The sequence below is a fragment of the Pelagerythrobacter marinus genome, assembly GCF_009827515.1.
Lineage (GTDB): Bacteria > Pseudomonadota > Alphaproteobacteria > Sphingomonadales > Sphingomonadaceae > Pelagerythrobacter > Pelagerythrobacter marinus.
Genome location: NZ_WTYO01000001.1, coordinates 452,635 through 465,948 on the forward strand (window position 1 = coordinate 452,635; position 13,314 = coordinate 465,948).

The 13,314-nt window shown below is 70.3% G+C and carries 13 protein-coding genes; 7 read left to right on the top strand and 6 right to left on the bottom strand.

Features of this window, described 5'->3' with window-relative positions; all coding sequences use genetic code 11:
- Nucleotides 1-162: 162 nt before the first annotated feature.
- Genes moaB through GRI72_RS02125 form a run of 3 tightly spaced genes read right to left on the bottom strand, consistent with a single transcriptional unit; the run spans nucleotide 163 to nucleotide 3,240 of the window.
- The gene (moaB, locus tag GRI72_RS02115; protein WP_160732261.1) at nucleotides 163-702 is read right to left on the bottom strand and encodes a molybdenum cofactor biosynthesis protein B; all 540 of its coding nucleotides are present in this window, start codon (nucleotides 700-702) and stop codon (nucleotides 163-165) included.
- Nucleotides 702-2,480: a lytic transglycosylase domain-containing protein gene (locus GRI72_RS02120; protein ID WP_160732262.1), complete on the bottom strand. Its 1,779-nt coding sequence runs from the start codon at nucleotides 2,478-2,480 to the stop codon at nucleotides 702-704. The genes moaB and GRI72_RS02120 overlap by 1 nt, the downstream gene beginning before the upstream one ends.
- A complete protein-coding gene (locus tag GRI72_RS02125) occupies nucleotides 2,467-3,240 on the bottom strand; it encodes a uracil-DNA glycosylase family protein (RefSeq protein WP_160732263.1) in 774 nt (257 codons plus the stop codon). The genes GRI72_RS02120 and GRI72_RS02125 overlap by 14 nt, the downstream gene beginning before the upstream one ends.
- Before the next feature lie 88 nt (nucleotides 3,241-3,328).
- Here GRI72_RS02125 and GRI72_RS02130 point away from each other — a divergent pair, with 88 nt between their 5' ends.
- From GRI72_RS02130 to GRI72_RS02160, 7 genes are all read left to right on the top strand, one after another.
- Nucleotides 3,329-4,975: an electron transfer flavoprotein-ubiquinone oxidoreductase gene (locus tag GRI72_RS02130; protein WP_160732264.1), complete on the top strand. Its 1,647-nt coding sequence runs from the start codon at nucleotides 3,329-3,331 to the stop codon at nucleotides 4,973-4,975.
- Nucleotides 4,976-5,042: 67 nt separating this feature from the next.
- Nucleotides 5,043-5,855, top strand: a complete 813-nt coding sequence (locus GRI72_RS02135) for a 4-(cytidine 5'-diphospho)-2-C-methyl-D-erythritol kinase (protein WP_160732265.1) — start codon at nucleotides 5,043-5,045, stop codon at nucleotides 5,853-5,855.
- Entirely contained in the window at nucleotides 5,852-6,580 is a 729-nt protein-coding gene (locus tag GRI72_RS02140; RefSeq protein ID WP_160732266.1) for an N-formylglutamate amidohydrolase, read from the top strand. Before GRI72_RS02135 ends, GRI72_RS02140 begins: the two co-directional genes overlap by 4 nt.
- Before the next feature lie 122 nt (nucleotides 6,581-6,702).
- On the top strand, nucleotides 6,703-8,559 hold the full coding sequence (gene ilvD / locus GRI72_RS02145) for a dihydroxy-acid dehydratase (RefSeq protein ID WP_160732267.1): 1,857 nt from the start codon (nucleotides 6,703-6,705) through the stop codon (nucleotides 8,557-8,559).
- Entirely contained in the window at nucleotides 8,556-8,933 is a 378-nt protein-coding gene (locus GRI72_RS02150) for a hypothetical protein (RefSeq protein ID WP_160732268.1), read from the top strand. Before ilvD ends, GRI72_RS02150 begins: the two co-directional genes overlap by 4 nt.
- Entirely contained in the window at nucleotides 8,920-10,320 is a 1,401-nt protein-coding gene (locus tag GRI72_RS02155) for an NAD(P)H-hydrate epimerase (RefSeq protein WP_160732269.1), read from the top strand. Before GRI72_RS02150 ends, GRI72_RS02155 begins: the two co-directional genes overlap by 14 nt.
- Nucleotides 10,317-11,522, top strand: a complete 1,206-nt coding sequence (locus tag GRI72_RS02160; RefSeq protein ID WP_160732270.1) for a class I SAM-dependent RNA methyltransferase — start codon at nucleotides 10,317-10,319, stop codon at nucleotides 11,520-11,522. The genes GRI72_RS02155 and GRI72_RS02160 overlap by 4 nt, the downstream gene beginning before the upstream one ends.
- Nucleotides 11,523-11,537: 15 nt before the next feature.
- Here the strand turns inward: GRI72_RS02160 and GRI72_RS02165 are convergent, their stop codons facing one another.
- The 3 genes from GRI72_RS02165 to GRI72_RS02175 form a co-directional block, all read right to left on the bottom strand.
- Nucleotides 11,538-12,314, bottom strand: coding sequence for a hydrolase 1, exosortase A system-associated (locus GRI72_RS02165; RefSeq protein ID WP_160732271.1), 777 nt, complete (start codon nucleotides 12,312-12,314; stop codon nucleotides 11,538-11,540).
- On the bottom strand, nucleotides 12,311-12,904 hold the full coding sequence (locus tag GRI72_RS02170) for an alpha/beta hydrolase family protein (protein WP_337191112.1): 594 nt from the start codon (nucleotides 12,902-12,904) through the stop codon (nucleotides 12,311-12,313). Before GRI72_RS02170 ends, GRI72_RS02165 begins: the two co-directional genes overlap by 4 nt.
- Before the next feature lie 95 nt (nucleotides 12,905-12,999).
- Complete coding sequence (locus GRI72_RS02175) at nucleotides 13,000-13,281, bottom strand: acyl carrier protein (protein WP_160732272.1); 282 nt, start codon at nucleotides 13,279-13,281, stop codon at nucleotides 13,000-13,002.
- Between the last annotated feature and the right edge of the window lie 33 nt (nucleotides 13,282-13,314).

A 13,314-nucleotide genomic window follows, 5' to 3' on the forward strand; every position in this document is an offset into this window, starting at 1 on the left:
CGGCATACCCCTTCGGCCGCGCCCACCTGCGGCCGTGGCGCGGCCCCGCGCGGGCCGCGGAAGACGCCCCGTTGCCATCGGCAGCGGGGCGTTTTCGACGGGGCGTTTTCAATTTTGCGGAACGATCCGGCGGCGCTCGCCGGCGCACCTTGCCGCGCCGCTTCAGCTCTCGCGCAGGCGCGGCATGAGCTCGACGAAGTTGCAGGGCCGGTTGCGGCTGTCGAGCTGCTCGGCGAGGATGCCGTCCCACCCATCCTTCACCGCGCCGTTGGAACCGGGCAGGGCGAAGATGTAAGTGCCCCCGGCCACGACGGCGCAGGCGCGGCTCTGTACCGTGCTCGTCCCGATCGACGCATAGCTGAGCCAGCGGAACAGCTCTCCGAAGCCGGGGATGTCGCGCCCGTGGTGCGAAGCCCTGACCTGTTCCAGCGCCTCGGGCGTCACGTCGCGCCCGGTCAGACCGGTCCCGCCGGTGCAGACGATCGCGTCGATCCCGCTGTCTTCGATCCAGCTTTCCAGCTGGCGCGCGATCAGCGCCGCGTCGTCGCGAACGATCGTGCGCGCGGCAAGGCGATGGCCCGCGCCTTCGATCCGGTCGCAGAGGATATCGCCCGATGTATCGTCGGCCGCCGTGCGCGTATCGGACACCGTGACGACCGCGATCGCGATCGGGATGAAGCGGCGCTGCGTGTCGATCGCCATCAATCGCGCGCGGTCAGCCGTACACCGCCGCCGCCCGAAAGCTCGGGAAACGTCGGCCACATGCCCTGCGCCAGCGCGATCCGGCTTTCCGAGGCGCCGCCGGCCTGCCGCTCGTACATCCAGTAATTGCGCATCACGATCGCGACATAGCCGCGCGTTTCCCAGTAGGGGATGCTTTCCATGTACAGCAGCGGGTCGCCCTGGTCGCGGATCTCGCTGTTCCAGCGCGTGACCGGCGAAAGGCCGGCGTTGTATGCCGCCATGACTTTCGGCAGCAGCCCGCCCGTGGCGCTGGAATCGCGCAGCATACGCAAGTGTTCCTGCCCGAAGGCGAGGTTCACTTCCGGCCGCGAAAGGTCGTGGGCATCCCCCGCCACCCCCAACTTGCCGCGATGGTCCTGCGCGGCGGCGGGCATGATCTGCATCAGGCCCCGCGCGCCCGCCGGGCTGACGGCATCGGCGCGGAACACCGATTCCTGCAAGGTATGGGCATAGGCCAGCGCCGGATCGACCTTCCACCCGTTGACCGGTTGCCACTTAGGCGCGGGATAGCGCAGCGCGGGTTCGGCGCGCGCGCCGCGCGGCGCGTTGTGCGCCATCCACAGCTGGGTGGATGGCATGCCCAGTTCGCGCGCGAGGCGCGAGAGTTCGTCGTAGTTGTCCGGGTCGCCGATCCGCGCCTCGTGTCGCAGGACCTCGTCGGCCAGGCGGTCGCGCCCGATTTCCGCCAGAGCGACCGCGATGCGGACGTTCTCGACCTCGCGCAAGGCGTGCCAGTCTTCCATCGCGAAGTCGGCCCCGGCGTGGTTCTGCGGCAGGGCCTGGCCCAGCTGTTCGCGGGCGAGCATCCCGTAAAGCGTTTCGTCCAGCCTCGCCGCCCCGCGCAGCTGCTCGGCCGCCTTTTCGGGCTGGCGGCAGCGGACCAGGGCCCGGCTCGACCAGTAGAAGGCGGCCGCGGTCAGTTCGTGATTGGTCGATCCGCGCGCTGCGCGCTCGAAGTTGTCGGCCGCCGTTTCGCAGTCGCCCAGGCGCCATGCGGCCAGCCCGGCGACCCAGTCTCCCTCGGCGACCCAGGCGCCCGAGCCTTCGCGCACCGTCTGCGCCATGGCCAGCGCCGCCGGATCGTCGTTCTCGATATAATAGCTGAAGGCCACGCGCTGGTGCCATTCGGCGCGCGCCGGGGGGCTCAGCATGGCATCGACGCCGTCGAGCAGCTGGCGGGCCCCGTCGGGATCGTCGTTGCTGATCCGGTCGAGGATCGCCCGGCGGATCTCGCCCGGCATCGTGCCGTCGTCCACCGTCGAGGGGCGCGTCCGCTTGGAGGCGTAGGGCTGCCGGACGAAGCTCTGTTCGCGCGGCAGATAGGGCGCCGACATCATGCCGCGCGTCAGGCCCAGGCGGCCCATCTGTTCCGCGTGGGGCAGGCGGCTGCCCCGGGCCAGCCAGGCCTGGATCGCCGGCAGCTCCACCCGGGGGCTGGTCGCCGCGAGATAGTACTCCGCCCGGGCGACGTGGTGCAGCGGGCCGTCGTCGCGCTCGGCCAGCATGGCGTCGACCCGCGACCAGTCCTGCCGGTCGATCGCCTGGAACAGGTCGGCGTAATAGGCCTTGTCCGAACGGCTGAGCAGTTCGGGCACGGTGCGGTTCATCGCGCGGGAGCGGAAATAATCGGCCGCGCTGCTGCTGGCGGCCGCGGGGGGCGCGATCATCGTCGCGGCCAGGCCGGCGGCCACCGCGGTCGCAAGCCTCAGGCACTTGGTCAGGTCAGGTATCGCCATAAGTCCAATCGAGCCAGCATCGCCAGAACCGCTCGCGCCGCCGTGCCGATCGGCGCATGTCCGCGAGCCCTCCGGCCGTCATCGCGGGGATGCTTGCCCCTTCATGGTTGAAATCGGGTAAAATTGCAGGCCCTTGCGCCATATCGTGCCCGAGCAGCGGCGGAATGTTGCGGCCGAGGACAAGTATCCTTTCCGGCGCGACGAGGCCGACATGGTGCTTCAGCAGTTCGCCCAGACCGGCGGACCGGATCGTGTCCCAGTCGGGCGCGACATCGTGGCGCGGCAGCAGCGAGGCGAGGTAGGTCGCCTCCTCCGGCACCCCCGCCGCGCGCAGGAAGCCTTGCAGCAAACCCCCTTCGGGCCCGGAAAGGAGCTGGTCGCGGTCCCCCTCTTCCGGCTGGTTGACCACGATCATCAGCCGGGCGCCGGCCTCGCCGCGCGGCGCGACCCGCGGATAGGCCCCCCCCTGGTCGAGCGTGTCGCTGGCCAGCCACCACTTGCGAAACGCGGCAAGGTCCCCGGGCCAGGCGGCCTTGTCCACATCGACGCGCGGCGGCGGTTTTACGGCCGGCGCCAGTTCGCGCGGCGGCTCTGCCTCCCGCTTCGCGGCGACCGGGGGCGCCGGGCCGGCCGGTTCTTCCGGCGGAGCCAGCCAATCCGTAGCGTCTTCGGCGAAATCGCAATCGACGCCGGCTTCGCGCCACCAATCGATCGCGGCGGCGAACTCTGCGGAAAGCGGGCGGGGCGGGCGATCGGCCATCTCGGCTGCGGTCTTGACCTGCCCTGCCACAGCAATCAAGGCATGATGCAAGTCTTGGGGCAGCAAAGCAACGAAGGACCATTTTGGGATGAGCGAACGCGAATCGATGCCGTGCGACGTGGTGATCGTGGGCGGCGGGCCGGCAGGCCTGGCCGCGGCGATCCGCCTCAAGCAGATCGACGATGCACTCGAGGTCGTCGTCCTGGAGAAAGGCTCCGAGATCGGCGCGCACATTCTGTCCGGCGCCGTGGTCGATCCGAAGGCGCTGGACGAACTGCTGCCCGACTGGCGCGAGCAGGGGTGCCCGATGGCGGAAGTGCCGGTGACCGACAACTGGCACTGGGTCCTGTCGAAAGGCGGCAAGACCGCGATCCCCCACCTGCTGATGCCCCCCTTCCTCTCCAACGACGGCTGCTACACCGGTTCGCTCGGCAACATGACCCGCTGGCTCGGCGAACAGGCGGAAGCGCTGGGCGTGATGGTCTTCCCGGGCTTCCCCGCCGCCGACGTGCTGTTCGACGATAGCGGCGCGGTCGCCGGCGTCGTGACGCAGGACATGGGCGTCGCCGCCGATGGCAGTCACAAGCCCGATTATCAGCCGGGCATGGAAATCCATGCGAAGTACACGCTGTTCGCCGAGGGTGCGCGCGGCAACCTGACCAAACGGATGAAGGCGCGCTTCGACCTGGAGGCCGATTGCCAGCCGCAGGTCTATGGCCTGGGCATCAAGGAACTGTGGGACATCGATCCCGACAAGCACGTGCCGGGCCGGGTGATCCACACCCAGGGCTGGCCCCTTTCGGAAAGCGATACCTGGGGCGGGGGCTTTCTCTATCACCAGGCAAACGGGCAGGTCGCGCTCGGCTTCGTCACCGCGCTCGATTACGAGAACCCCTATGTCTCGCCGTTCCAGGAATTCCAGCGCTGGAAACAGCATCCGGCGATCCGCGAGTACCTGGAAGGCGGCAAGCGCGTCGCCTACGGCGCGCGCGCGATCAACGAGGGCGGCTGGCAGTCGGTGCCGAAGCTGGCGTTCCCCGGCGGCGCGCTGATCGGCTGCGCCGCGGGCTTCGTCAACGTGCCGCGGATCAAGGGCAGCCATACCGCGATGAAGAGCGGGATGCTGGCGGCGGAGGCGGTCGCGGCCGCGATCGGCGGCGGCGCGGAGAAGACCGAACTGGGCGATTACGACGCGGCCGTGCGGTCGAGTTGGATCGCCGACGAGCTGAAGAAAGTGAAGAACGCCCAGCCCGCCGTGGCGAAGTTCGGCGGCGATATCGGTACCGTGGTGGCCGGGATCGACATGTGGATGCGCACGCTGGGCATCGGCCTGCCGGTGACGATGAAGCACACGCCCGACTACACGCATACCCACCGGGCGGACCTGCATCGGCCGATCGACTATCCCAAGCCCGATGGCGAGATCACGTTCGATCGCCTGACCTCGGTGTCCTATTCCTATACCAACCATGCAGAGGACCAGCCCTGTCACCTGAAGGTGAAGGACATGGCCTTGCAGGAGGCGAGCGAACTGGGCGTCTATGGCGGCCCCTCCGCACGCTATTGCCCGGCCGGGGTCTACGAATGGGTCGATGTCGAGGAAGGCGATCCCAAGTTCGTGATCAACTCGCAGAACTGCGTCCATTGCAAGACCTGCGATATCAAGGACCCGAACCAGAACATCGAATGGGTCACGCCCGAAGGCGGCGGCGGCCCGAACTACCCGAACATGTGATGGCCGGCCTGCCGCTGGCCGCGCCGCCGCACGGCGGGCGGGCCGGGCGGTGCCCGCGGAGCTCGTGATGCGCGAAACCGCCTATGCCAAGATCAACCTCGCGCTCCACGTGAGACGGCGGCGCGCGGACGGTTATCACGAGCTGGAAACGCTGTTCGCCTTCGTCGACGCGGGCGACGAACTGGTCGCGCGCACGGCGGATCGCGACAGTCTGGCGGTAACCGGCGAGTTCGCGCCCGCGCTGGGCGATCCGTTCGGCAATATCGCCGCGAAGGCGCTGGCCGTGTTGCCGCGCAGCGAAGGTCTGGCACTGGCGCTGGAGAAGAACCTGCCTGTCGCCGCCGGGCTGGGCGGCGGTTCCGCCGATGCGGGGGCCGTGTTCCGCATCGTGCGCGAGCGATACGGCCTGCCGGACGACTGGGAGCAGCGGGCCGCGCGCCTGGGCGCCGACGTGCCGGCCTGCGTGGACAGCGCGGCCTGCATCGGGCGCGGCACCGGGACCGAGCTGGAACCGGTCGAGAACGACCTTGCCGGCACGCCCGTCCTCCTCCTCAACCCGCGCGTTCCGGTTCCTACCGGCCCGGTCTTTGCCGCCTGGGACGGCGTGGATCCGGGCCCCCTTTCGGGCAGGACGGCGCGCGAGATCGCGGAAAGCAACGGCAACGACCTGGAGCGGATCGTTTTCGAACGGCTGTGCGTGGAAGAGGCGCTGTTCGCCTGGAACGCCCTGGCCGATAGCGGCGGCTTCCTCACCCGCATGTCCGGCTCCGGCGCGACCTCGTTCGCCCTCTACGACACGGCCGGGGCGCGTGACGAGGCCGCCGCGCGGATTGCCGCGGCCCATCCCGGCTGGTGGCAGATGAAAGGTGCGCTGCGATGACCGACGATAGCCCGTTCCGCCAGGTAGGCCAGCCGGTTCGTGGCGGTATCGTCTGCGTCGTCGATCACGCGTCCAGCCACGTCCCGGCCGACATCGACCTGGGGATCGCGCCGGAGCTGCTGGACAAGCATATCGCCGTCGATATCGGCGTCGAAGGCGTCGCCGAGCGCATGGCGCGGCGGCACGCGATCCCGGCGCACATCGCCCGCGTCTCGCGCCTCGTGTGCGACCTGCACCGCGAGGAAGACGCGCCCGGGGTCGTGCCGGAGACGAGCGACGGCCACCTCATCCCCGGCAATATCGGTGCCGATGTCGAGCGGCGGCTGGCACGGTTCCACCGCCCCTATCACGCCGCGCTGGGCGAATGGCTCGATGCCGCGCGGCCGGGCCTCGTCATCGCGCTGCACAGCTTTACCCCGGCGCTCGAGAGCGGGGGCGCGGCGCGGCCGTGGGAAGTGGCGCTGCTTTACAACCGGGACGACCGCGCCGCGCGCCATGCGATCCGCCTGTTCGCGGACCTCGGGCTGACGGTCGGCGACAACCAGCCCTATTCCGGCAAGCAGCTCAACGCGACGATGGACCGCCATGCAGAGGCCCGTGGCCGGCCCTACCTGACGATCGAGATCCGGCAGGACATGATCCCGCACGAGGCGGACCAGGCCCGCTGGGCCGACATCGTCGCCGATGTCGCCCATCGCACCGCGCTGGCCCTCGATCAGGACTAGCGCCAACCCGGGGGAGGCCGCCCGCGCTGTTGCCGGCAAAAGAATTTCCCCTTCGACCGGTGCGCCCGATGCTTTAGTCTTGCCGGCTGCACTCAACGCGCAACAATTGGAAGCCATCTCCCATGCCCGTCTATCGTTCCCGCACATCCACCCATGGCCGCAACATGGCCGGCGCGCGCGGGTTGTGGCGCGCGACGGGCATGAAAGACGGCGATTTCGGCAAGCCGATCGTCGCCGTGGTCAATTCCTTCACCCAGTTCGTGCCCGGTCACGTGCACCTGAAGGACCTGGGCCAGATGGTCGCGCGCGAGATCGAGGCCGCGGGCGGCGTCGCGAAGGAATTCAACACGATCGCCGTCGATGACGGGATCGCGATGGGCCACGACGGGATGCTCTATTCGCTGCCCAGCCGCGACCTGATCGCAGACAGCGTCGAGTACATGGTCAACGCCCATTGCGCCGACGCCATGGTCTGCATCTCCAACTGCGACAAGATCACGCCCGGGATGCTGATGGCGGCGATGCGGATCAATATCCCGGTCGTCTTCGTTTCCGGCGGCCCGATGGAAGCCGGCAAGGTCGTTCTCAAGGGCAAGGAAGTGGCGCTCGATCTCGTCGATGCCATGGTTGCGGCGGCGGACGAACACTATTCGGACGAGGAAGTGACCGCGATCGAGCAGAATGCCTGCCCGACCTGCGGCTCGTGCAGCGGCATGTTCACCGCCAATTCGATGAACTGCCTGACCGAGGCGCTCGGCCTGTCGCTGCCCGGCAATGGATCGACCCTGGCCACCCACGCCGACCGCAAGGCGCTGTTCCTGCGTGCCGGCCGCCTGGTCGTCGAACTGTGCCGCCGCTGGTACGAGGAAGACGACGCCAGCGTCCTGCCGCGCACGATCGCCGGGCGGCCCGCGTTCGAGAACGCGATGAGCCTCGACATCGCGATGGGCGGATCGACCAATACGGTCCTGCACCTGCTGGCCGCCGCGCACGAGGCGGGGCTCGATTTCACGATGGCCGACATCGACCGGCTCAGCCGCCATGTCCCGTGCCTGTCGAAAGTCGCGCCGGCCAAGGCCGATGTCCACATGGAAGACGTCCACCGTGCCGGCGGGATCATGGCGATCCTGGGCGAGCTCGACCGTGCCGGCCTGCTCAACACCGCCGTGCCCACGGTCCACAGCCCGACCCTGGCCGATGCGCTCGATTCCTGGGACATTGCCCGCACCAACAGCCCGGCGGTGCAGAATTTCTTCCGCGCCGCGCCGGGAGGTGTGCCGACGCAGACGGCGTTCAGCCAGGATCGCCGGTGGGAGGAGCTCGACCTCGACCGGCGCGAAGGGGTCATCCGCTCGGCCGAACATGCCTTCAGCCAGGATGGCGGGCTGGCCGTTCTCTACGGCAACCTGGCCGAGGACGGGTGCATCGTGAAGACCGCCGGGGTGGACGAGAGCATCCTGAAGTTCTCCGGCCCGGCCAAGGTTTACGAGAGCCAGGATGCTGCCGTGACCGCGATCCTGACCGACCAGGTGCGCGAAGGCGACGTGGTCGTGATCCGGTACGAAGGGCCGAAAGGCGGGCCCGGCATGCAGGAAATGCTCTATCCGACGAGCTACCTGAAATCGAAGGGGCTGGGGAAGGCCTGCGCCCTGGTGACCGATGGCCGCTTCTCGGGCGGGACCTCGGGCCTGTCGATCGGCCATGCCTCGCCCGAAGCGGCGGAAGGGGGCACGATCGGCCTCGTCCGGGACGGGGACACGATCGTGATCGACATTCCCGGCCGAACCATCCATCTCGACGTGCCGGAAGCCGAACTGGCCGCGAGGCGTTCGGAGATGGACGCGAAGGGGGAAGGGGCATGGAAACCCGTCGAGAAGCGAAAGCGCCGCGTTTCCACCGCGTTGCAAGCCTATGCCGCGATGACGACCAGCGCCGCGCGCGGCGCTGTTCGCGACGTGACGCAACTGGTTCGCAAGTGAGGCCACGGGTTTTCCTCGCAGCTGCCGGGCTGGCGCTGGCGGCCGCCTGCTCGTCGGCCGAGGCCCCGGTCCAGGCCCAGGCCGAAGAAGGCGCGGAGCGGATCGAGTGCGCGATCGGCCCGGGGGCCGGGTTCGGGCCCGACTGCCTGGTGGAACGGGCGGAGATCGGCGGGGCGACGGTGCTTACCGTGCGCCACGCCGATGGCGGTTTCCGCCGCTTCGAACAATTGCCCGACGGTCGCGGACTGGTACCCTACGACGGCGCCGACCCGGCCGATCAGGAACTGCGCGAGGGCAAGCTGGAAGTCGCGGTTGGCGGTGATCGCTATCGCTTCGCCGTCCAGCCCGTGGACGGGCCGGATGCCGGCGACTGAGCCGATCCTGACGGTCGCCGGGATGCGGGCGGCGGAACAGGCGCTGGTCGATGCCGGCCGGGACGTGGACAGCCTGATGCAGGTGGCCGGGCGCGGCGCGGCGGAATGGGTCTGGCGCCTGGCCGCCGGGCGCCCGGTGACATTGCTGTGCGGCCCGGGAAACAATGGCGGCGACGGCTATGTCATCGCGCGGACCCTGCACGAAAGGGGGCTCGACGTCGCGGTGGTCGCGCCGCTGCCGCCTGCCACCGGGGCCGCGGGCAGGGCGAGGGCCGCCTTCGCCGGCCGGGTGGACGGCGCGGATAGCGGCCGGCGCGGCACCGTGCTGGTGGATTGCCTGTTCGGCAGCGGGCTCACCCGTCCGTTCTCGCCCGACCTCACCTGCCTCCTGGACCAGATGGCGCGCCGGCACGACCTGCTGGTCGCGGTGGACGTGCCCAGCGGCGTCGACAGCGACCGCGGCGTCCCGCTCAACGCCGGCCTGCCCGCGTTCGATCTGACCATCGCGCTCGGCGCGTGGAAGTTCGCGCACTGGACGATGCCCGCCGCCGCCATGATGGGCGCGCGGCGGCTGGTCGATATCGGGATCGATCCGGGCATCGATGCCGGCCAGGCGTCGGCGCGGCTTTCCTCGCGCCCGCGGTTGCGCGCGCCTGCCGCCGATGCCCACAAGTACCGGCGCGGCCTGCTGGCCGTGGCGGGCGGGGCCATGCCCGGCGCGGCCTTGCTCGCCGCCGTGGCGGCGCAGCACGGCGGGGCGGGATATGTGAAGCTTCTTTCCCCCCACTCGCATCCGGCGGCCCCGCCCTCGCTCGTGGTGGACGAGCGCCCGCTCGAAGAGGCGCTGGCCGATGCGCGCTTCACCGCGCTGCTCACCGGGCCGGGGCTGGGGCGCGACGAGACGGCGAAAGCGCGCCTGGCCTGCGCGCTCGCAAGGGGCCTGCCGCTGGTTCTCGACGCCGATGCGCTCGCGCTGCTCGAACGCCATGTCTTCGGGCAGGAGACGCTGCTGACCCCGCACGAGGGCGAGCTCGATGGCCTGTGCCGGGCCTTCGGGGTGGAAGGGACGAGCAAGCGCGAGAAGGCATGCGCGCTCGCCCGGGCGAGCCAGGCCGTGGTCCTTGCCAAGGGCCCCGACACCTGCCTCTGCGCGCCCGACGGCACGCTGCGGCTGTTCCCGCCCGGTCCGAGCTGGCTGGCCACGGCCGGGACGGGCGACGTCCTCGCGGGAATCGCCGCGAGCCGCATGGCCAGCGGCGAGAGCGCATTCGCCGCGGCGGAACAGGCCGTGTGGCTGCATCACGAGGCCGCGCTGATCGCCGGGCAGGCCTTTACCGCCGACCAACTGGCGCAAGCGGTAAAAGGCGCCTACGCGCGCTTCCTGTGAACGAGACAGACGAAATTCTGCGCATCGCCGCGAAGGGCGACGGCGTGACGGCCGATGGACGCCACGTGCCCCTGGCGGCGCCGGGCGACCGGGTCGGGCCGGACGGCGCAATCGCCCGCGGACCCCATCACGCCGAGCCGCCCTGCCGCCATTTCGGCACCTGCGGCGGATGCCAGTTGCAGCACTGCGACGCCGAATCGATCGCGCGCTACCTCGGCGAGCGGGTGACTTACGCGGCGCAAGGGCAGGGCGTGGCCGTGGGCCGCCTGCTTGCCCCCCATCTCTCGCCCCCGGCCAGCCGCAGGCGCTGTGCGCTCCATGCCGAGACGCGCCGCGGGCCGCCGGCCGTGGGCTTCCGCGAGGCCGGATCGCACCGCGTCGTGGACATGCGCGAATGCCATATCCTGCGGCCGGAGCTGTTCGCCCTGGTGCCTGCCGTGCGCGAGCTGGTGGCGCGGCGAAAGGGGCGGCAGGCGGCGAAAGCGGAACTGGCCCTGGTGGACCAGGGCGTGGACTGCGCGATCTCCGGCCTCGCTATGGAAGGCCTGGAGCAAACCGAGGCCATGCTCGCTTTCGCGCGCGACAACGGCCTGGCGCGCCTGACGATCGACCAGGGTTACGGCCCCGAGCCGGTGTGGGAGCCGGAGCCGCTGACCGTCACGCTTTCCGGCGTGCCGGTCGATTATCCCAGCGGCGCCTTCCTGCAGGCCACCGCCGATGGCGAGGCGGCGCTGACCCGCATTGCCGCCGAATGGCTGGCGGGATCGCGCTTCGTGGCAGATCTTTTCGCCGGGCTGGGCACGTTCGCCTTCGCGCTTTCGCCTGCTTCCAAGGTGCTCGCGGTGGAGGCGGCGCGCGATGCGCACCTGGCCTGCAAGGCGGCCGCGGGGCGGGCCGGGCGGCCGGTCCACGCGATGCACCGGGACCTGTTTCGCAACCCCTTCCAGCCCGACGAACTCGACCGGTTCGATGCCGTCCTGCTCGATCCCCCTCGCGCCGGTGCCCGCGAACAGGTCGCGCGCCTGGCGGACAGCTCCGTTCCGCGGATCGTCTATGTCAGCTGCAATCCGGCGAGCTGGGCGCGCGATGCCGCGCGGCTGGTCGCCGCCGGCTATCGCATGGAAGCGGCCAGGCCCGTCGGCCAGTTCGTCTGGTCCACCCATGTCGAACTGGCGAGCCTGTTCGTGCGCGAGCCGGCCTGAGACCGCCGGGAGCGATCAGGCCCGGAGCGCGCGCAGCAGCTGTTCGTGGAGCCAGTCGCGGGCGTGCGGCTCGACAAAGGCGTGGCTTGCCCCCTTGCAATAGGCGATGCGCGCGTCGCCAGCGTCCCACTGTTCCGCGAAAGCCTGGGCCGTCCGGTCGGTTTCGGCCAGCAGGATGCGGACCGGCCCCTCGAACCGCGCCAGTCCGGCCGACATGTCCTGCGCCAGCGAACTCGGCGCCTGGCGCGGCATGACCGCGCGCGCGAGCCCGCGGGCGAGCTTGCGGAAATCCACCTTGCCGGTGACGAGGCGAGCCAGTTCGCGCGGGTCGGCGAGCTTTTCGGCATAGCGCGAGCGGACCGCGCCGGCCGGCGGCAGGTCGTCTTGCGTGTCCTCGATCGTCCACGGGTTCGACAGGACCAGCGAATCGCAACCGGCCCCGCCGGCGAGCATCAGGGCGCTGGCCGCGTCGCAGTTGCCGAACGCGACCACCCGGTTCATCTGCGGCGCCATCGCGCGAAAGGCGTCGATCGCGGCGGCAATGTCCTTGCCGCTCGAACGGAAGCCGCGGTTTGCCCCCTCGCTGTCGCCGACGCCGCGGCGGTCGAAGCGGAAGACCGGGAAACCCGCCCGCGCAATGCGCGCGGCGAGCTGCGCCTGCCCGGAGAAGGCACCGGCGCGCACCTCGTTTCCGCCGCTGACGATCAGCAGGCCGACCGAGGCCGGCGCCGTGTCGATCGTGCCGGCCAGCGTCGCGTCTTCGCAGGCGAAGGTGAGCGGGAGCCTGTTCATGCCGCCCCCAGCGCGCCCGCGACCGCGGCGGCGATGCCATCGGCCTGTGCGGCCGATTCGCCCGGTTCGGCCCGCAGCCACAGGCCGCCGCCTTCCAGCGCGTCTTGCGCGATCTTCGCCTGGGCGGTTTCGGCCGCGGGGGCGGCCTCTTCCAGCGCGCGGAACATCGCGGCGCCCAGCGTCCAGCCGGCCAGTTCGATCCCTTCGCTGCGCCCCTGTTCCTCCAGCGTGCCGATCGTTTCCTCGATCCCCGCCTCGCGCGCGGCGATCGTGCGGGCGCGCAGCATCGAGCGCAGGACCTGCCGGCCGCCGACCGGGGCATAGTTCCACCCGGCCATCTCCGGCGGCGCGACGAGCGCGCCCGCGCGCACGGTCAGGACATGGCTGGCCTCGAAATGGTCCGCCGCGGCCCGGGCCGCCTGTCGCCAGTGGTCGAGCGTCTGCGCCTGCAGCGGCTGGCGGCTCTCGTTGCAGCCGGGCAGGTCGGGCAGAACGGTGGCGATCCCGGCGTCGGCCAGGCGGCGCATGACCTCGACCGTCAGGCGGCGCAGCTTGTTCGCCTCGTCGAAGAACGCCGGCAGGACGAGCACGCGCGCCGTGTCGCCACCGCGAAATGCCAGCGCGATCTCGTCATGCGTGCCGCCGCCCGCGGTGGGGCAGGGCCAGGTCTTGACGACGGGTTTGGTCAGGACTCGACGACTTTCGCCTCGGCAAAGGCGAGCAGCCCGCCGTAGGTCTCCAGCATTTCGCCATCGACTTCATCGTCTTCGATGATGATGCCGAGACGATCCTCGATCTCGGTCAGGAGGCCGGCGACCGCCATCGAATCGAGTTCGGGCAGGTGGCCGAACAGGCCGGTGTCGGCATCGAAGCTTTCGACTTGCGTGGCGTCGAGGCCAAGCACGTCGCACAGGATGGCGCGCAGCTTGGTGTCGATTTCACTGCGGCTAGGCGCGAGACTGCTCATGCCGGCGTGGTTCCCCTGCAATTCGGCCGGCGC